Source organism: Pseudomonas sp. ATCC 13867 (genome assembly GCF_000349845.1).
Lineage (GTDB): Bacteria > Pseudomonadota > Gammaproteobacteria > Pseudomonadales > Pseudomonadaceae > Pseudomonas.
On record NC_020829.1, the window covers coordinates 3,736,009 to 3,753,797 of the forward strand.

The 17,789-nt window shown below is 65.3% G+C and carries 13 protein-coding genes; 2 read left to right on the forward strand and 11 right to left on the reverse strand.

Features of this window, described 5'->3' with window-relative positions:
* Positions 1 to 24 precede the first annotated feature (24 nt).
* On the forward strand, positions 25 to 1,116 hold the full coding sequence (locus tag H681_RS16565) for an alpha/beta hydrolase fold domain-containing protein (RefSeq protein ID WP_015478032.1): 1,092 nt from the start codon (positions 25 to 27) through the stop codon (positions 1,114 to 1,116).
* Positions 1,117 to 1,323: 207 nt separating this feature from the next.
* Here the strand turns inward: H681_RS16565 and H681_RS16570 are convergent, their stop codons facing one another.
* The 10 genes from H681_RS16570 to H681_RS16615 form a co-directional block, all read right to left on the reverse strand.
* Positions 1,324 to 3,705: an efflux RND transporter permease subunit gene (locus tag H681_RS16570; protein ID WP_015478033.1), complete on the reverse strand. Its 2,382-nt coding sequence runs from the start codon at positions 3,703 to 3,705 to the stop codon at positions 1,324 to 1,326.
* Positions 3,706 to 3,718: 13 nt separating this feature from the next.
* The gene (locus H681_RS16575; protein ID WP_015478034.1) at positions 3,719 to 4,801 is read right to left on the reverse strand and encodes a YCF48-related protein; all 1,083 of its coding nucleotides are present in this window, start codon (positions 4,799 to 4,801) and stop codon (positions 3,719 to 3,721) included.
* A 276-nt stretch (positions 4,802 to 5,077) separates the two neighbouring features.
* Positions 5,078 to 6,445: a DUF1329 domain-containing protein gene (locus H681_RS16580; RefSeq protein WP_015478035.1), complete on the reverse strand. Its 1,368-nt coding sequence runs from the start codon at positions 6,443 to 6,445 to the stop codon at positions 5,078 to 5,080.
* Between the two features lie 59 nt (positions 6,446 to 6,504).
* The gene (locus tag H681_RS16585; protein ID WP_015478036.1) at positions 6,505 to 8,472 is read right to left on the reverse strand and encodes a DUF1302 domain-containing protein; all 1,968 of its coding nucleotides are present in this window, start codon (positions 8,470 to 8,472) and stop codon (positions 6,505 to 6,507) included.
* 483 nt (positions 8,473 to 8,955) lie between these two features.
* Positions 8,956 to 11,613, reverse strand: coding sequence for an aminopeptidase N (pepN, locus tag H681_RS16590; RefSeq protein ID WP_015478037.1), 2,658 nt, complete (start codon positions 11,611 to 11,613; stop codon positions 8,956 to 8,958).
* 161 nt (positions 11,614 to 11,774) lie between these two features.
* The gene (locus H681_RS16595) at positions 11,775 to 12,602 is read right to left on the reverse strand and encodes a DUF2797 domain-containing protein (protein WP_015478038.1); all 828 of its coding nucleotides are present in this window, start codon (positions 12,600 to 12,602) and stop codon (positions 11,775 to 11,777) included.
* Complete coding sequence (locus tag H681_RS16600; RefSeq protein WP_015478039.1) at positions 12,602 to 12,862, reverse strand: YeaC family protein; 261 nt, start codon at positions 12,860 to 12,862, stop codon at positions 12,602 to 12,604. Before H681_RS16600 ends, H681_RS16595 begins: the two co-directional genes overlap by 1 nt.
* Before the next feature lie 187 nt (positions 12,863 to 13,049).
* On the reverse strand, positions 13,050 to 13,916 hold the full coding sequence (locus H681_RS16605; protein WP_015478040.1) for a rhomboid family intramembrane serine protease: 867 nt from the start codon (positions 13,914 to 13,916) through the stop codon (positions 13,050 to 13,052).
* Positions 13,913 to 14,893, reverse strand: a complete 981-nt coding sequence (locus tag H681_RS16610; protein WP_015478041.1) for a metallophosphoesterase — start codon at positions 14,891 to 14,893, stop codon at positions 13,913 to 13,915. Before H681_RS16610 ends, H681_RS16605 begins: the two co-directional genes overlap by 4 nt.
* A complete protein-coding gene (locus H681_RS16615) occupies positions 14,893 to 15,780 on the reverse strand; it encodes an NAD(+) kinase (protein WP_015478042.1) in 888 nt (295 codons plus the stop codon). Before H681_RS16615 ends, H681_RS16610 begins: the two co-directional genes overlap by 1 nt.
* A 125-nt stretch (positions 15,781 to 15,905) precedes the next feature.
* On the opposite strand from H681_RS16615, the gene H681_RS16620 reads away from it, so the two are divergent.
* Positions 15,906 to 16,850 carry a DUF1853 family protein gene (locus H681_RS16620; RefSeq protein ID WP_015478043.1) on the forward strand — a complete coding sequence of 315 codons (945 nt, stop codon included), beginning with the start codon at positions 15,906 to 15,908 and terminating at the stop codon, positions 16,848 to 16,850.
* Here H681_RS16620 and H681_RS16625 read toward each other — a convergent pair.
* Complete coding sequence (locus H681_RS16625; protein WP_015478044.1) at positions 16,838 to 17,782, reverse strand: 1-aminocyclopropane-1-carboxylate deaminase/D-cysteine desulfhydrase; 945 nt, start codon at positions 17,780 to 17,782, stop codon at positions 16,838 to 16,840. The genes H681_RS16620 and H681_RS16625 overlap by 13 nt on opposite strands.
* Positions 17,783 to 17,789: the final 7 nt, after the last annotated feature.

The following is a 17,789-nucleotide window of genomic DNA, read 5'->3' on the forward strand; positions in this document are numbered from 1 at the left end:
CAAGCCCCGCCAAGAGGCGCCGCGATGCCCCGCTCTCACCATCGCAGATACCTTCCGGCACTGATCAGCGGCCTGCTGCTCATCCGCGCCCTGCACGCCGAGCCGGCCCTGCCGCCGACCCCGCCGCTGCAGGGACCCGGCGGTTCGGGCTACAGCTACGCCGACGTGCGCCAATGGCATTTCAACGTCGACGGCAACGAATACTGGGTCTTCACCCCCTCCCGCCCAGAACCGGAAAGCGCGCCGCTGGTGGTGTTCGCCCACGGCTGGAGCGCCATGCAGCCGGACCTGTACCGGGCGTGGATCGAGCACATCGTCCGACGCGGCGCGATCCTCATCTACCCGCGTTACCAGGCGACGCTGAAGACGCCCGCGGCGGAGTTCCTGTCCAACGCCGCCGACTCCGTGCGGCACGCCATTGCCGATCTGCAGGCGGGCAAACTGGGGGTCAAGCCGGAGCTGGAGCACGTCGCCTACGTCGGGCACTCCGCAGGAGGCCTGATTGCCAGCGGGCTTGCCGCCTCCTGGCAGCGCCTGGGCGTACCGAAGCCGTACGCGCTGATGGCGGTGGAACCGGGCAAAAGCAGCGGCCCGCGCTGGTGGCAGGTGCCATTGGAGCCGTTGCTGAACATCCCCGTCGGCACCTTGCTGCTGGCCGTCTGTGGCGATGAGGACGAGCGCGTGGGTTGCGATGACGCCCGGCGCATCTACCAGGAAAGCACCCAGGTCGCCACGCGGGACAAGGACCTGCTGCTGTTGCGCAGCGACCGCCACGGCAGCCCGCCCCTGCTGGCCAACCATGCCGCACCGACCGCGCCGCGCTTCGACCCGCGCTATCCGCCCAGCGACTCGTCCAGTTGGCTGCTCAACCGCGTGCAGGAACGGGTGCGCCAGCGCCTCAAGCAGGGCCAGTCGTCGGCCCATAACGCACTGGCCACCGACGCATTGGACTGGTACGGCACCTGGAAGCTGTTCGACGCGCTATGCGATGCCGCCTTCTACGGCCAGGACCGCGACTACGCGCTGGGCGGCACGCCGGCGCAGTTGTCGATGGGACGCTGGAACGATGGAACGCCGGTGAAGTCGATCCTGCGGTTGTCGACGCCGGCGCCTTGAGAGGTCGGCGGCGGCGTGGATTCGCGAGCAAGCTCGCTCCTGCAGGAAGAACACCTGGGCTCACCTGCAGGAGCGAGCTTGCTCGCGAACAAAGCCCCACTGCGAAGCTGTTCGAGAGCAAGCACCAGGTGTCCCCGCTCCTGCATGAGAGCAATAAAAAACCGCAGCCCTTGGGCTGCGGTTTTCGTTCAACGCTCCAGTCGTCGATCAGTGCACCAGGATCGAAGCCTTCCGCGCACGCACCTTCTCCGGATTGATCAGGAAGCGCGCCAGCGCCGGCAGCAGCCACAGGGCACCGAACATGTTCCAGAGGAGCATGAAGGTCAGCATCAGACCCATGTCGGCCTGGAACTTGATCGCCGAGAAGATCCAGGTGGCGACGCCGATGGCCAGGCACAGGCCGGTGAACAGTACGGCTTTACCGGTGGACTTCAGCGTCTCGTAGTAGGCCTCCTGCAGGGACAGGCCCTGGCGCAGGAAGGACTCCAGGCGGGTGTAGATGTAGATGCCGTAGTCCACGCCGATGCCCACGCCCAGTGCGATCACCGGCAGGGTCGCCACCTTCACGCCGATGCCGAGCATGGCCATCAGCGCGTTGCCCAGCACCGAGGTGAGGATCAGCGGCAGCACGATGCACAGGGTCGCGGCGAAGGAGCGGAAGGTGATCAGGCACATCACCGCCACGCAGATGTACACCAGGATCAGGATGGTCAGCTCGGACTGCTTGATCACCTCGTTGGTGGCCGCCTCGATGCCGGCGTTACCCGCGGCGAGCTTGAACTTCAGGTCATCCTTCTCGTTGCTCTTGGCGAACTCCTGGACCACGCCAACCGCACGGTCGAGGGTCTCGGCCTTGTGGTCGTTGAGGAACACCAGCAGGGGCGCCAGCGAGCAGTTGCTGTTGAACAGGCCTTCGGCGCGGCTGATGGAGTTGTTCAGCACGTCCTGGTTGCGCGACAGCGACTCCCACTTCAGGTTGCCCTCGTTCATGCCCTTGATCATCTGCTTGGAGACGGTGACCAGGGAGATGGCCGATTGCACGCCCTCGGTGTTTTCCAGTCGCCAGGCGAGATCGTCGATGGCGGACATGGTCTTGTGGGTGGAGCAGCCTTCGGCCCCGGATTCCACCATCACCACCAGCACGTCGGAGCTGGTCGAGTAGTTGCGGATAATGAAGTCGTTGTCCAGGTTGTAGCGCGAGTCCGGACGCAGTTCCGGCGCGCCCTGGTCGAGGTCGCCGATCTTCAGGTGATGGCCTTCCCACATGCCGAAGGCGAACATCGCCAGGGCGATGACCACGGAGATGGGCGCCACGCTCGGGCTGGCGAAGTTGGACAGCAGGCGCCAGAAGGGATGATCGCGCACGGCGTCTTCCTTGCTGCGCTGCACCGCCTTCTTGCTGATGCCGATGTAGGAAATGGCGACCGGCAGCAGGATCAGGTTGGTGAACACGATCACCGCCACACCGACGGAAGCGCCGATGGCCAGTTCACGGATCACGCCGATGTCGATCACCAGCAGGGTGATGAAGCCGACGGCGTCCGCCAGGATCGCGATCATGCCCGGCAGGAACAGTTGGCGGAAGGTACGGCGGGCGGCCAGCAGCGGGGTTTCCGCGTCGCTGGACTGCAGGGCGATACCGTTGATCTTCTGTACGCCGTGGGAAATACCGATGGCGAAGATCAGGAACGGCACCAGCATCGAGTACGGGTCCAGCCCGAAACCGATGGAGTGCAGCAGGCCCAGTTGCCAGATCACCGCCACCAGGGTGGTGGAGAGCACGGCGATGGTGGAGCGCACGCACTTGGTGAACCACAGCAGCAGCACCAGGGTGATCACGAAGCAGATGCCGAAGAAGCCGACCACCATCAGCAGGCCGTCGATCAGGTCGCCGACCTTCTTGGCGAAGCCGACGATGTGGATCTTCACGTTCGGGTTCTGCAACTGGTACTTGTCGCGGATCTTCTCTTCCAGCTCATGGGAGAACTGGCGGTAGTCCAGGTTCAACAGCTTGCCCTGGTCCTTCGGGTCCGGATAGACCTCCAGCAGCGGCACGTCGATGATGCTCGACTTGAAGTTGTTGGCCACCAGGCGGCCGATCTGGCCGGACTTCAGCACGTTGTTGCGCAGCAGGTCGAGCGCCTTGGGCGAGCCGTCGTAGGTCTGCGGGATCACTTCGCCACCGGCGAAGCCTTCCTCGGTCACCTCGGTCCAGCGCACGCTGGGGCTCCACAGCGACTTCATGCCGGAGCGATCGACGCCGGGAATGTAGAAGACCTCGTCATGGATCTTCTGCAGCGTCTCCATGTACTCCTTGGTGAAGATGTCGCCGTTCACCGCTTCCACCGAGATACGCACGGTGTTGCCGAGGTTGGCCAGGTCGTTGCGGTGCTCCAGCATGTTCTGGATGAACGGGTGCTGCAGCGGAATCATCTTCTCGAAGCTGGTGGACGGACGCACCTGGGTGGCCTGGTAGCCGAGGAAGATGGTCACCAGCAGGCAGGCGAGGATCACCAATGGCCGGTGGGTGAAGATGATGCGTTCCAGGAAAGTCGCCTTGTCCTGGTGATGGGTATTCAAAGCGTTCATGAAGGCTCCCGGCTTATTGTTGTTCTGTCAGCTCGGCGCCGGTCGCCGTAGCCAGGTGGATACCGCCCTGGCCGACCAGCACCAGGTTGCCGTTGCCGGCGCCGCTCACGCCCGCCAGGGACAGGCGGTCGGGACGGTTGTAGACCTTGAAGCTCTGGCCGTCGTCCCGGCTTTCCAGGACGCTGCCGCCATGCCCGACGACCACGATGGTGCCGTCCGCCAGCAGCGAACCTTCGGAAAGGCCGAACTCCAGCTCGCCGCCGTTGGCGGTGGGCAGTTCGATCTGCTGCCAGTTATCACCGAAGTCGGTGGTGCGGAACAGGTGGCCGCGCAGGCCGTAGATCAGCGCGGTGCCCGCCTGGCGGGTACCGACCGCGCCGAACAGCGAACCTTCGTACGGACCTTCGAGTTTCTCCCAGGTCTGACCCCAGTCCCTGGAACGGAAGATGCTGCCGGACTCGCCGACCACCAGCAGGCCGGAGTCCTTCACAGCCGCGATGGAATTGAGGTGGTACTGGTCTTCGTTGTCCAGGCGGTCGCTGACGTCTTCCCAGTGCTGGCCGCCATCGGTGGTTTCCAGCAGCGCGCCGTAGGCACCCACGGCCATGCCGTGGTTGTCGTCCTGGAACCAGATGTCCAGCAGCGGCGCTTCGCGCTTGAGGTCTTCGAACTGACGGGTCCAGGTGCTGCCGCCGTCGGTGGAGGCGAGGATCTGCGCGTCGTGGCCGACGGCCCAGCCCTTCTTGTCATTGATGAAGAACACCGACGTCAGCAACTGGCGGGTCGGCACCTTGGCCTGGACCCAGTTCTTGCCGGCATCGTCGGAGTAAAGGATGTGTCCGTGATCCCCCACCGCCACCAGGCGCTGGCCGGCATGGGCGACGCTCAGCAGCAGGCTGCTGGCAGCCTTGGCCGACGGGATGGAGCTGGAGTCGCTGGCCGCCTCGGTCGCCGCGAAGGCGGGCAAGGGGGCAACGGACAGCATCAGGAAGGAAAGTGCGCCGAGCAGGGAAATCGATTTGCGCGACATCGGGAAGGAGCGCGAAGTCTCCGACACGGACTGCTCGCTCATAGTGCGCCACTGGGGCTCACGCATATGCCTTTACCTCTTTGTTCTTATTACAGGCGGTATCGAGTGTGGTGGCTATATAGCCAGCCTTTTCCGGGACTGACAATTGACGGCACGTTATCTTTTGTTAAGCGCCGGCAGCGTCACCCAAAAGGATGATCGCGCTTTGCCATCTCACCCGAAAGGCCCGAGGTTAGGGGCTTTTCGCGGTTGGAGCGGTAACACTTTTGCGAACAGGTACCTTCGCGAGAGCATGAAAAAGCCCCGCCAAGGCGGGGCTCTGTCTGCACTCTGGCGACGGACTCAGCGGGTACCGCGACGACGCAGTGCGGACGGACTGAAGTAAGAATCGTCCGGCACGGCCTGGCCGAAGTCGATGGTGCTCGGCTCTTCGTTGTCCAGGTTCTGCACGTGGTAACGGCGGGCCTGCAGGTCGTGGAAGGTATCCAGGGCGGTCCAGGTGGTGGGCAGCTCGTAGTAGTTCTTCAGGTAGGCCAGCGACACGCGCCACAGCTCGCCACGGCCGTCGTACTGGTCGACCTCGGCGGCGCCCCAGCTGTCCTCGTCGAGGAACAGCACGCGCTTGGAATAGATGTGGCGCGCGCCCGGCTTCAGGGTGCCTTCGACGACCCACACGCGGTGCAGCTCGTAGCGGGTGTATTTGGGATTGAGGTGGCTCGGGGTCAGCAGGTCCTTGTACTTAACCTCAGGGCTGGAAACCTTGTAGTTGTTGTACGGGATGTAGACTTCCCTCTTGCCCACCAGTTTCCAGTCGTAGCGATCCGGGGAGCCGTTGAACATGTCGGTGTCGTCGGCGGTACGCAGGCCGTCGGCGGCGGCGATCGGGGTGTCGTAGGCCAGGTTCGGCGCACGGCGCACGCGGCGCTGGCCGGCATTGTAGCCCCAGGCCTGGCGCGGCTCCTTCACCTGGTCCAGGGTCTCGTGTACCAGCGCGGCGCCGCCTGCCAGGCGGGCCGGGCTCTTGGTGAAGGACAGGTAGTAGAACAGCAGGTTGTTCAGGTCGGCGAAGCTCTTGCCCTGGATGTAGTACTTGAACAGCGCTTCCTGCTGCGAGGTCACCAGCGAATAGTCGCCGTTGCGCTGCACGGCCACTTCCGAGGCGCGGCGCACGACGTAGGTGCCGCGATAACGGGCGATGTGGTTCCACACCGCTTCCACGCCATTCGCCGGAATCGGGAACGGAATGCCGCCGAAGGCATCGACGAAGCCGTTGCCGCCCTCGGCCAGCTTGGCGCTGGTGGCGTTCCTGAAGGTGTTGTCGTACACCCACTGTGGCGCCGAACCGCTGCGGCGGCTCGGATAAACCGGCATCTGGAAGGTGTCCGGGTAGGTGGCGAACAGCGCCAGGGTGCCCGGCGTCAGGTTGGCCTTGTACTGGTCCAGGTTGGCCTTGGTGATGGTGAACAGCGGCGTGTCCGAGGCGAACGGATCGATGTGGTGCTGGCCCGGCTTGTAGCCGGCCGGCGCCTGGGTGATGCCACCGGTCCAGGCCGGGATGGTGCCAGCGGCGTTGCCGGCCTTTTCCGCGCCCAGCGGGGTCAGGGTCGATTGCAGCTTGGCCGCGTCCTGCGCGGAAACCGCCGCCAGGGCGCTGCCGGCGGACAGGGCCAGGGCCACTGCCGCGCCGACCAGGGTACGCATGTTGCGCATGGTGATTCTCCGTGAGTTCACGCGCCAGGTGCGTCGGCACCCGGCGTGCGATTTTTTCGTTAGAAGGAGTACTTGACGTTGAAACCGACGTTGTCGCGGTCACGCCCGGCGTTGTTCTGCCCTGCTCCGTAGAACTCGGTGTATTGCAGCTCGGCTTCCAGAGCGTTCAGGTAGGAGGCCTTGACGCCCAGGGTGTACGCCTTGCGGCCTTCGATGAAGTTGCCGGTCTGGTAGGAGTTGCCTTCGAAGTCATCCTTGTAGACCGCGTACGGCGAGACGTTGACCCCGGCGAATACGTCGTTCCAGGTACCCGAGAGCAACAGGGTGTAGCCGTAGGAGTTCTTGTTCACCTGGTCGTCGCGGTCGTAGCCGGAGATGTAGGCGCCGTTGCCGCGGCCGGAGTAGTAGCGGGTCGAGCCATCGTAGGCGGTGTACTGCAGGCTGCTGCCGCGCAGGTGCTCGGAGGCCAGCTCCGCCACCCCCATCAGCGAGTCGAAGGACAGCGACGGGCCGAAGTTGTAGATGGTGCCCAGCGAGGTGTTGAAGGCCTCGACGCGCTCGTAGTTGTGGATCTGGTCGGTCATCGCCACCGGACGGCCGCCGATGTTCACGCTCTGCCCGCTGCCCAGCTGCGGCGCCTGGCCGAGCAGGTCGCCGAGCAGGTCGTTGGTGGTAGCGATACCGATCGGCAGGTTCGGGCGGTAGGCCAGCTCGCCGAACACCGAGGCGTCGCCCACGGTGGTGTTGAAGCTGAAGCCGTACATGCGGATGTTCTCGACGTACTCGCGACGGGCGTTGACCTGGTTGGCCACGTCCACCGCCGCCGCGCCGTTGACCAGCCCCAGCACCTGGCCGGCCATCGCGTTGCCGCTGCCGGCGGCGGCCATCAACTGGTCATAGGACGAGAAGCCGCCCAGGCCCGCCAGCTGGTCGATATCCAGGCCGGCATAATCCTGGTTGAGGTCGGCGTAGATGGTCGGTTCCTTGGCGTGGTAGTTGACGAAGTAGAAGCCGAACTCGGTGGAGTTCAGTTCTTCGGCAATGTAGTGGAAGGCCACGCCGAACTGGCCGTCGTTCTTGGCGTTGATGTCCTTGCCGACGCTGGCGACCTTGAATACGCCGTTGGAGTCCAGATAGTCGGTACCCTGCAGGCCACCGAGATGCGCTGCCGAGAGCTGCGGATAGAGGCTCTGGAACAGCGGGTTGGCCAGCGCGTCAACGGTGGTGTAGGCGGTATTGCCGCCATCGGCGAACAGGTCGGTCTCGGAGAAGTAGGTCCCCACCGGGTCGAGACGGGTCTCTTTCCAGTTCCACTGGTAGAAGGCGTCCATCGACAGGTTGTCGGTCAGGCCGATGTTGAAGCTCGCCGCTTCCACCGGCATCAGCACTTCCTTCAGCTCGGAGCCCGGCAGGCGGAACTTGGCGGCGTCCACCGGGTTGGTGGTGTTCACGCCGCCGCGGTAGAAGACGCCTTCCCCCCAGTTGAACACCTGGCGACCCAGGCGCGCGGTCAGCGGGTGGTCGGCCACATCCCAGTTGCCATAGACATAGGCGTCGAGGATTTCCGCGCGGTTGCCGGCGGCATCGCGGGTTTCATCGGTGAAGCGGTCGTTGTAGGGGTAGGTCTGGCTCGGCTGCGGCGGCTGGTTGTGGTCCAGGTAGTCGTTGCGCTTGTCCATGATCTGGGTGTCATAGAACGCCGAACCGCGCACGAACATGCCGTAGTTCTTGTAGGTCGCTTCCAGGTCGGAAGTGATCTTGTACACCTCGGAAACCAGACCGGTGTCGAAGTTACGATTGCCGTCGTTGCCGTTGATGTCGTTGTTGGTCTTGTCCTGCCCCTGAACGCGCCACAAGGCGCCGTAGGAGACAGTGGTATCCAGCGAGCCGCTGACCTCGTTGTCGAGGAAGCTGAACTCGACGGCGCCGGCCTGCGCCGGCATCAGCAGCGGCAGGACGCCTGCCAGAGCAAAACCCGCGCGAGCAGGTGCCAAACGCAAGACGCTCTTGCGAACCGGGATTTCCATTAGGACTCACTCCATGGACTGATCATTCTGTAAGGGCGCCACCACTGCGGGCGGTTCGCCTTGTCAGCCGTTATTCCACGGCCTTGTTGTTGTCGATCTGAAGGAAACTCCCTCAAGGTGCTCGACGTGCCCCCGACCCAATGGCCAGGCAAAGGCTAAGCGGGTCGGCCGGTGCAACCCCGATGCCAATTGCTGTAAATACCCTGAATATCCTTACAAAATTTAAAGATCAGTCCCGCTACCTTTTGTGACTGGTCGTCCACTGATCAAATCCACTGACTGATTGCGCCATCCGCCTATCCGAATGGCGCGATCCGCCCCTGGAAGGCCCGACGCAGACAGCGCGGCACCCTGGCGCCAATGCAGCCGAGCGATAAGGAAACCATCGTTTAATTTCGATAAGTAACAAAAAGGTGTTACCAGACAGCGCCAGTAACACCTTCAAAGAGACAGAAGGCGCCCCGAACGGGGCGCCGGAGGGGATCAGGCCAGGCTCTTGCTGACCACTTCGTATACATCGCTGGACAGTTCGCCGGACGCCAGGATGCGTTCCAGCTCGGCCTTCATCAGCGCCTGGCGCTCGGGCGCGTACTTGCGCCAGCGGGTCAGGGGGGTCAGCAGGCGCGAGGCGATCTGCGGGTTGAGCGCATTGAGCGTGATGATCTGGTCCGCCAGAAAGCGGTAGCCGGCGCCGTCGGCGCGGTGGAAGTTCACCGCGTTCTGGTTGGCGAAGGCGCCGATCAGCGCGCGGATCTTGTTCGGGTTCTTCAGGGTGAAGGCCGAATGATTCATCAGCGCCTGCACGCGCTCCAGCCCGCCCGGCAGGGTGCAGCCGGCCTGCACGCTGAACCACTGGTCCATCACCAGCGGGTCATCCTTGAAGTAGTCGGCGAACATCGCCAGCGCCTCGGCCTTCTCGCTCTCGAACGACGAGTTGACCAGCACGGCCAGCGAGGTGAGGCGCTCGGTCATGTTGTCGCAATCCTTGTACTGCTCCTGGCAGGCGGCGAGCACGTCGGCCTTGCCGCTCTGCATCAGGTAGGACAGGGAAATGTTCTGCAGGCTGCGGCGGGCAATGTGCGAAGCCTCGGCGACGTAGGCGGTCTCGCGGGACTGCTTGCGGTTGGCCTGGTAGCGCTCCCACAGCGGCTCGTGCAGCGCAGAGCCGATCTGCTGGCGGGCGAACTCGCGGGCAGCGTGGATGGCCTCGACGTCAGCCACCTCGCTGATCTCGGTGAGGTACGCCTCGCTGGGCAGCGAGAGCATCTCGGCAACCATCGCCTGGTCCAGCCCGGTATCCAGCAACAGGGTGCGCAAGGCGGTGATCAGGCGCTCGTCGAGCACCAGCGTCTCGCCACGCTGGTGCTGGCCGATCAGCTCCTGCAACACTTGCACGGACAGCTGCTGGCCGGCTTCCCAGCGATTGAAGCCGTCCTCGTCGTGCTGCATGAGGAACATCAGTTGGTCGCGGTCATAGGGGAAGCTCAGCTTCACCGGCGCGGAGAAGCCACGCAGCAGCGACGGCAGCGGCTTCTCCGCGAGACCGACGAAGGTGAAGGACTGCTCGGCCTCGGTGACCTGCAGCACGCGATCGCTGCCGTGGGCGTGCTCTTCACCTTGCAGGCGCAGCGGCAGGGCGTTGCCCAGCTTGTCGATCAGGCCCATCTGCACCGGGATGACGAAGGGCTGTTTCTCGCTCTGTCCCGGCGTGGCCGGGCAGCTCTGGCGGAAGGTCAGGGTGTAGCTCTGCGCGGCGGCGTCGAAGCGCTCCTCCACCGCCAGGCGCGGGGTGCCGGACTGGCTGTACCAGCGCTTGAACTGGGTGAGGTCGACGCCGTTGGCGTCTTCCATGGCCTTGACGAAGTCGTCGCAGGTCACGGCCTGGCCGTCATGGCGCTGGAAGTACAGGTCGGTGCCCTTGCGGAAGCCATCGGCGCCCAGCAGGGTGTGGATCATGCGCACCACTTCCGCGCCCTTCTCATAGACGGTCAGGGTGTAGAAGTTGGAAATCTCGATGAAGGAATCCGGGCGCACCGGGTGCGCCATGGGGCCGGCGTCCTCGGCGAACTGGTTGGTGCGCAGGAAGGCCACGTCCTCGACGCGCTTGACCGTGCGCGAGTTCATGTCGGCGGAGAACTCGCTGTCGCGGAACACGGTGAAGCCTTCCTTGAGCGACAGCTGGAACCAGTCGCGGCAGGTCACGCGGTTGCCCGACCAGTTGTGGAAGTATTCGTGGGCCACCACGCCTTCGACACGCTGGTGCGCGGCGTCGGTGGCGGTCTCGGCCTTGGCCAGCACGCAGCTGGAGTTGAAGATGTTGAGGCCCTTGTTCTCCATCGCGCCCATGTTGAAGTCGTTGACCGCGACGATCATGAAGATGTCCAGGTCGTACTCGCGGCCGTAGACCTTCTCGTCCCAGCGCATCGAGTTCTTCAGGCTGTCCATGGCGTGCTGGACCTTGTCGATGTTTTCCGGCTCGACGTAGATGCGCAGGGTGACTTCGCGCTCGCTCAGGGTGGTGAACTGGTCTTCCACGCACCAGAGGTCGCCGGCGACCAGGGCGAACAGGTAGGCCGGCTTCTTGAACGGGTCCTGCCAGGTCGCCCAGTGGCGACCGCCCTCTTCCGCGCCGCTGGCCACCGGGTTGCCGTTGGACAGTAGCACCGGGTACTGGTGCTGCTCGGCCGACAGCGTGGTGGTGAAGCTGCTCATCACGTCCGGGCGGTCGAGGTAGTAGGTGATCTTGCGGAAGCCTTCGGCCTCGCACTGGGTGCAGAACATCTTGCCGGACTTGTACAGGCCTTCCAGCGCGGTGTTGCTTTCCGGGTGGATGCGCACGCTGCTGTCGACGGTGAAGGTCTTGGCCGTCGGCTGCAGGGTCAGGTGGTTCTCGTCGAGCTGGTACTGGCCGGCTTCCAGTGTCTGGTCGTCCAGCGCCAGCGACAGCAGCTCCAGTTGCTGGCCGTCGAGCACCAGCGGCGGCAGGCCGTCGCCGCGCTCCGGGTTGCGGCGCATCACCAGTTGGGCGTGGACCAGGGTGTGATCCTCGTACAGCTCGAAGGTCAGGTTGGTCTCGTCGATCAGGTACTCGGGCGCCTGATAATCCTTGAGGTAGATGACTTTCGGTTGCTCGGTACGCATGGCTTTTGGCCCCTTGGAAGGCGGCAGGCGGGATGGGCCGGCCGGAGGAATACTGACTCTAGCGATTGGGAACGGCGCGGGCGAGTCGCAAGACGCATCTATTCCTGGATGCGTCTTTCTCTAGATGCGAGCCCCGGACCTGAAATTCAATGCAGGTTCGATCAGGCGCTGATGGCCAACTGGTACGCAGTGAACTTGCGCACGTTGATCACGCCGGTATCGAAGATCAGGTACTGGCCCTTGATACCCTGCAGGGTACCCTCGACCACCGGCGTCTTGTCCAGATCGAAGCTGGTGATCTTGGCCAGGTAGGCCTCCACCGGGTAGCTGATCTCGATGGGCTCCATGTCGATCACCGGCTGGATCGCCTGCAGGCCGAAGCGCTGCTGCAGGGCGACGATGCCCTCGGCGCAGGCGTCGAAGATCTGCTCGCGGATAGCCACCAGGTCCAGCGGCTCGGCCTCGCCCTTGAGCAACGCGCGCCAGTTGGTGCGGTCGGTGACCTGGCTGCGCAGCAGGTCCTCGACGAAACCGGACTGCTGGCGGGTCGCCACGCGCATGATCGGCAGCGCCTGGCGCGCACCCTGGTCGATCCAGCGGGTCGGCACCTGGGTGGCGCGGGTGATGCCCACCTTGGCCCCCGAGGAGTTGGCCAGGTAGACCACGTGGTCGGTCATGCAGAAGCGCTCGCCCCACTCCGGCTCGCGGCAGGAGCCGTCCTCGTAGTGGCACTTCTCCGGGCTCATGATGCAGCTGTCGCATTGCGCCAGCTTGGTGAAGCACGGGTAGCAGTAGCCCTGGGCGAAGCTCTTTTTGGTCTTGCGCCCGCAGTGACAGCAGTTGATCTCGCCCAGGTACTCCAGGCGCACCGTCTTGCCGATCAGCGGGTTTACCGGGACCTGCGCCTCGCCCAGGCGGAAGGCGTACTGCACGGGGCTTTCCAGGCGCGCCGACATCTTGTCCAGGGCGCCGCGTCCAAGCTCCTGCATCAGTGCAGCGAGTTGGAGGAGAAGAGGATGTTCGGGATCGGCTCGGCGTGGGATTCGCAGGCCTGCGGGCCCATGTAGCCGGTGTGCTGGTCCTCGGGCAGGTTGTCCATCTCCCAGGCGATCATGGCCTGCAGCGACAGCTCCTTCTGTTCCTGGGACAGCTTGCGGCCGTCGGGCCACTTGCCGATTTCCACGGCCAGCTTGAGGCTCTCGTAGATTTCGGGGGTGATGTTCTGGATCATTTCGGCGAAGGACGACATGGGCCGGCTCCTGCTGGAGAAAACGAAGCCGGCATTCTACCGGTCCGAAGGCTTTGACGCACGATCAGAGGTCAGGCGGTAGGTGATTGCCCTTGTGTAGGAGCGAGCTTGCTCGCGAACGGGCCCGCCGGGATGCTGCGGAGCTAAGCGGTTCGCGAGCAAGCTCTCTCCTACAGGTTCTGCCAATTCAGTGGGCAGATCGCCGCGCCAGCAAACCGCCGACCAGGCCGCTCAGGCAACCTGCCACCAGCCCGCCGACATGGGCGCCGTTGGCGATGGAGCCGAAGCCAAGCAGGTCGATCACCCCGGACAGGCACACCAGCAGCCAGATCAGCATCATCGCCACCACGCCCCTGGGTAACTGGTAGGCCGGCGTCGGCGCCATGCGCTGGAAGATCCAGCAGTGGCCGAGCAGCCCGTAGAGCACGCCGGACAGGCCGCCGAACAGGCTCGGCCCGCTGGCCGCGTACTGCACCAGGTTGGACACCAGCCCGAAGCCCAGGCTCAACCCCAGCAGCATCCCGGCCCCCTGGCGGTATTCGATGCGCCGGCCCAGCTCCCAGTACCACATGGCGTTCATCGCCAGATGCAGCCAGCCGAAGTGGATCAGCATCGGCGTGAGCAGCCGCCACCACTGCCCGGACGCCAGCGTCTCGGAGAGCGGCAGGAACATCAGGCGATCCTCGCCGACCATGCGGAAATCCTGGAAGGTCAGCCAGCGCAATGTCTCCGGGTAGGTGCCGAGCAGGGTCACGGCGGCGACGACGCAGGTCACCAGCAGCACCGTGGCGGTCATCCGGCTCAGCTTCAACTGCTCCAGGAACCCCGGCCCCCGGCGCAGCGGCTCGGCCTGCACGCTGAACTGCGGATCGCCCTGTGGGTAACGCTCGTACAGCGTGCGGACCTGCTCCGCCAACTGCGCATTGGGCACCCAGAGCACCTGCTCGCCCGACTCCTCGCTGACCCGGAACGGCACGTTCAGCCGTCGCAGCAGGTTGACGAACTCACCCAGGTCAACCGCCGCCGGCAGCCGTATCGCTTCAACCACGCTCACTCATTACCCTCCGGGCGCTTCACATCCACCCACACGAACTTGCTGCGCTCCAGGCGCTGCTCGTCATCCAGTCGATAGGCCGCCAGCTTGCCGTACATCACCGCGCTGTAGTCCAGGCAGGCCAGGTTGGGCCGGATCGGCGACGGCGTGCCGCGCCGCCAGTAGTGACCGACGAACAGCAGCGGCTCGTCGGCGCCATAGGTCAGCAGGCTGGACTTCTGCTCTGCGCTCAGGCGTTCACTGGCGACTTCGTCGGGCAGCCCGTCGGGCTGGAACACGATGTCGCCATAGGTTTCCGGCGCACGGTCCTCTTCCCAGAACTTGGTACGGAAGAACGAGCGGGTGAAGCCGTCGCTGCCGGTCAGGGTCATCCCGTTGGGCAGGCGCATGTCGGTGCCGCGCAGCAGGCGGTCGCAGGCCTGCTGGGCGAAGCTGCCCGGCTCGGCGCTGGCCTTGAGGAAGGCCTCGTCGATGCGGCCGTCGTGGAACTGCTGGCACAGCGCGTCGATCACATCGTGGTCCCAGCAGGCGTGGACCATGCGGAAGCGCCCGGCGTCGAGGAACAGCGGCATGCCCTGGAACCAGCCGAGGAAGTCGCGCCAGTCCGCCGGATGGCCTTCGAACTGCTCCAGGGTTTCCTTGATCAGCCGTGCGTGGCGCGGCGTGTGCTCGCGCACGTACTGCCGACCGCTGCCGGGCGCCGCCGGGGTGGACCAGCCGAGGGCGTTGAACTCGTGGTTGCCCATGATGCACAGCGCCTCGCCGGCGGCGACCATGTCGTGTACCCGGTGCAGCGCCTCGCGGATGCGCGGCCCGCGGTCGATGATGTCGCCCAGGAACAGCGCCTGCCGCCGGGCGTGCCGCCAGACGCCGCCCTGCAACCGATAGCCGAGGCGCTCCAACAGGTGGTCGAGGGTATGTGCGCAGCCGTGGACGTCGCCGATCAGGTCGTACCCGCGTGCGGGGTCGAGTTCCATCACTCGCTGCTCCCGAGGCGACTGCCCCAGCCCAGCTTGGTCCGGCAGACCTCGTAGTAGTTGTGGTCGATCGGGTGGATCAGGCGCAGCTTCTGCGGCTTCTTGCTCACCGTGACGGTGTCGCCCGGCGCGCAGGTGAAGTGGTTCTGCCCGTCACAGGAAACCTGCGGGTAGATCTGCATGTTCGGCGAAACGACGATCTTCAGCTCGCTGTTGCCGTCGACCACGATGGGCCGGCCCGACAGGGTATGCGGATACATCGGCACGATGACGATGGCGTCGAGCTTGGGATGCATGATCGGCCCGCCGGCGGACAGCGCGTAGGCGGTGGAGCCGGTCGGGGTGGCGACGATCAGGCCGTCGGCCTTCTGGCTGCAGACGAACTGGCCGTCGATGTGCAGCTCGAACTCGATCATTCGCGTGGACTTGCCGGGGTGCAGCACCACGTCGTTGAGCGCATCGCCCTGGCCGATGGACTCGCCGTGGCGACGCACCTGGGCGTCGAGCAGGAAGCGGCTCTCGACGATGTACTGGCCGCCCAGCACCTCGGCAACCTTGGTTTCCAGCTCGTCCGGGCGAATATCGGTGAGAAAGCCCAGGCTGCCACGGTTGATCCCCAGCACCGGCACCTTGTGCCGCGCCAGGGCGCGCGCCGCGCCGAGCATGCTGCCGTCGCCGCCGACTACGATCACCAGGTCGCAGATCTCGCCCATGATCTTCCGTGAGCAGGTCTGCAGGCCGTGGCCGGGCAGCACCTCGGAAATGGTGTCCTCGAGGATCACATGCAGGTGGCGCTCGATGAGGAAACGCTTCAACCGACGGATGGTTTCCAGGACCTGGGGACTGCCCAGGCGGCCGATGATGCCGATATTGCGAAAGGGTTCCATGAGACTCCGGACGGCGTTGCGCTGCGGGGATATGGGAATACAGGGATACGGCTATGCAGGAATTATGGGCGAAACGCCGAAGCAGCGGCAAACCACAGTGCGACCCGAGCGACTAGGCTAGAGGAATGAGCGCTCTCACCCTCCTGCTGGATGAACTGTTGACCGAACTGCGCCAGCCGCAGGTCCGCGACCTGGCCTGGACGCTGCTCTCACCGCCCTTGCTGAGTCCGGGCAGCCCGGCCCTGCGCCATCCGCTGGCAGCCAGCCGCTGGCTGGCCGAGCCGGCGCGCCTGGCCGATTGGTTGCGGGCGCAGGAGCGCTCCCCCGCCGCCCTGCTGGAACAACTGGAAAGCACACCGCACCAGCGCCTGGGCCGCTACTACGAACGCCTGTGGCAGTACGCCCTGGAACAGGCCCCCGACCTCCGTCTGCTGGCCGCCAACCTGCCAGTGCGCGACAACGGCCACACCCTCGGCGAACTGGACCTGCTGCTGGAGGACGACGACGGCCTGCATCACCTCGAACTGGCCATCAAGCTCTATCTCGGCCCCGCCGAAGACGGACCGAACGCCTGGCTCGGCCCCGGCGCGGAAGATCACCTGCTGCGCAAGATCGAACACTTCTACCAGCACCAGTTGCCGCTTTCGGCCACGCTCGAAGGGCTGAGCGTGATTCGTGCATTCAGCGAGGCCACACCCTCGGCGGGGCTCTGGCTCGGCGGCTGCCTGTTCTACCCCTGGCCGACGCGATGCCCGCCGCCCACCGGCGCCAGCGACCACCACCTGCACGGCCGCTGGCTGCACCGCCGCGAGTGGCTGCGTTACCAGGAGGTGCATCCCGAGGGCTGGCAGGTGCTGTCGCGCAAGCGCTGGCTGGCACCGGCCGCATGCGACGCCGATGAACGCTGGACTGTCGCGCAATTCGCCGACTGGTTGACGCAGTTGCCGGAGGACGGTTTTCCGCAGCTACTGGTCCGTCTGGGCTTCCGGGACGGACGCTGGCGCGAGCAGGAACGGTTGTTCCTGGTAGGCGACCGCTGGCCGCGTGTGCACAGCGGCTATTCGCGCTGAGCGGCCAGCGCCAGGAGGCGTTCCTGCATTGCCCGTCGCCCCTGCAGTCCCCCCGTGTGGACCGCGACGATGCGGCTGCCGCGGTCGATCCGCCCCGCGGCAATCTCCTCGTGCAGCGCGAGCAGCAGCTTGCCGGTGTACAGCGGCTCCAGCGGCACGCCGCACTCGGCTTCGGTGTCCAGGATGAAGCACGCCAGCGCCGGGTCGATCCGCGCGAAGCCCTCCCGGCTGGCGTCGATCAGCCGGTAGCCGGACGCCTCGACACCGGCCTCCGTCAATAGCTCGGGCACCTGCGCCTCGACGCCGTGCCCCGGCGGCACCGCCAACACCCCCACCACCGGGTGCGCGCGCTCCTCGCCCAGCACCAGGCCGGCCAGGGTGGTGCCGCTGCCGCAGGCGACCCAGAGCTGCTGATAGTCGCTCCAGCCAATACCCGCCAGCTGTTCGCGAACCTGCCTCACCAGCACTGCGCAGCCCCGCGCGCCGGGCAATCCGCCACCGCCCTCGTCCACCGGCAGCAGATCGGGGTAGCGCTCGCGCCAGGGCGTCCAGAAGTCCGGCTCATGCCGTTGGCGATAACCGCCGTAGCCCAGCCAGTGGAGCTGCATGCCGAACTGGTGCAGATCGGCGACCGTAGGGTTGTCCTGCGCCTCGCCACGCAGCAGTCCGACGGTACGGAAACCGAACCGGGCACCGGCCGCCGCCAGGGCATGGAGGTGATTGGAATGGGCACCGCCCAGGCTCATCACGCCGTCGAGACCGAGATCGGCGGCGCGCTTCAGGTAGGGCGCGAGCTTGAACCACTTGTTGCCGGAAACGAGCGCGTCGACCTGGTCCAGGCGCAACAGCGCCAGCTCGACGCCCGCGCGTTCGAGCCACCCCAGGTGAACGGATTGCAGCGCTGCAACGGGGCGCCAGTCAGGGTAACGCAAGGTGCCC

Coding starts and splice junctions, on each gene's coding strand:
- H681_RS16565 (WP_015478032.1), top strand. CDS start 25: ATGCCCCGCTCTCACCATCGCAGATACCTTCCGGCACTGATCAGCGGC.
- H681_RS16570 (WP_015478033.1), bottom strand. CDS start 3,705: ATGAACGCTTTGAATACCCATCACCAGGACAAGGCGACTTTCCTGGAA.
- H681_RS16575 (WP_015478034.1), bottom strand. CDS start 4,801: ATGCGTGAGCCCCAGTGGCGCACTATGAGCGAGCAGTCCGTGTCGGAG.
- H681_RS16580 (WP_015478035.1), bottom strand. CDS start 6,445: ATGCGCAACATGCGTACCCTGGTCGGCGCGGCAGTGGCCCTGGCCCTG.
- H681_RS16585 (WP_015478036.1), bottom strand. CDS start 8,472: ATGGAAATCCCGGTTCGCAAGAGCGTCTTGCGTTTGGCACCTGCTCGC.
- pepN (WP_015478037.1), bottom strand. CDS start 11,613: ATGCGTACCGAGCAACCGAAAGTCATCTACCTCAAGGATTATCAGGCG.
- H681_RS16595 (WP_015478038.1), bottom strand. CDS start 12,602: ATGCAGGAGCTTGGACGCGGCGCCCTGGACAAGATGTCGGCGCGCCTG.
- H681_RS16600 (WP_015478039.1), bottom strand. CDS start 12,862: ATGTCGTCCTTCGCCGAAATGATCCAGAACATCACCCCCGAAATCTAC.
- H681_RS16610 (WP_015478041.1), bottom strand. CDS start 14,893: ATGGAACTCGACCCCGCACGCGGGTACGACCTGATCGGCGACGTCCAC.
- H681_RS16615 (WP_015478042.1), bottom strand. CDS start 15,780: ATGGAACCCTTTCGCAATATCGGCATCATCGGCCGCCTGGGCAGTCCC.
- H681_RS16620 (WP_015478043.1), top strand. CDS start 15,906: ATGAGCGCTCTCACCCTCCTGCTGGATGAACTGTTGACCGAACTGCGC.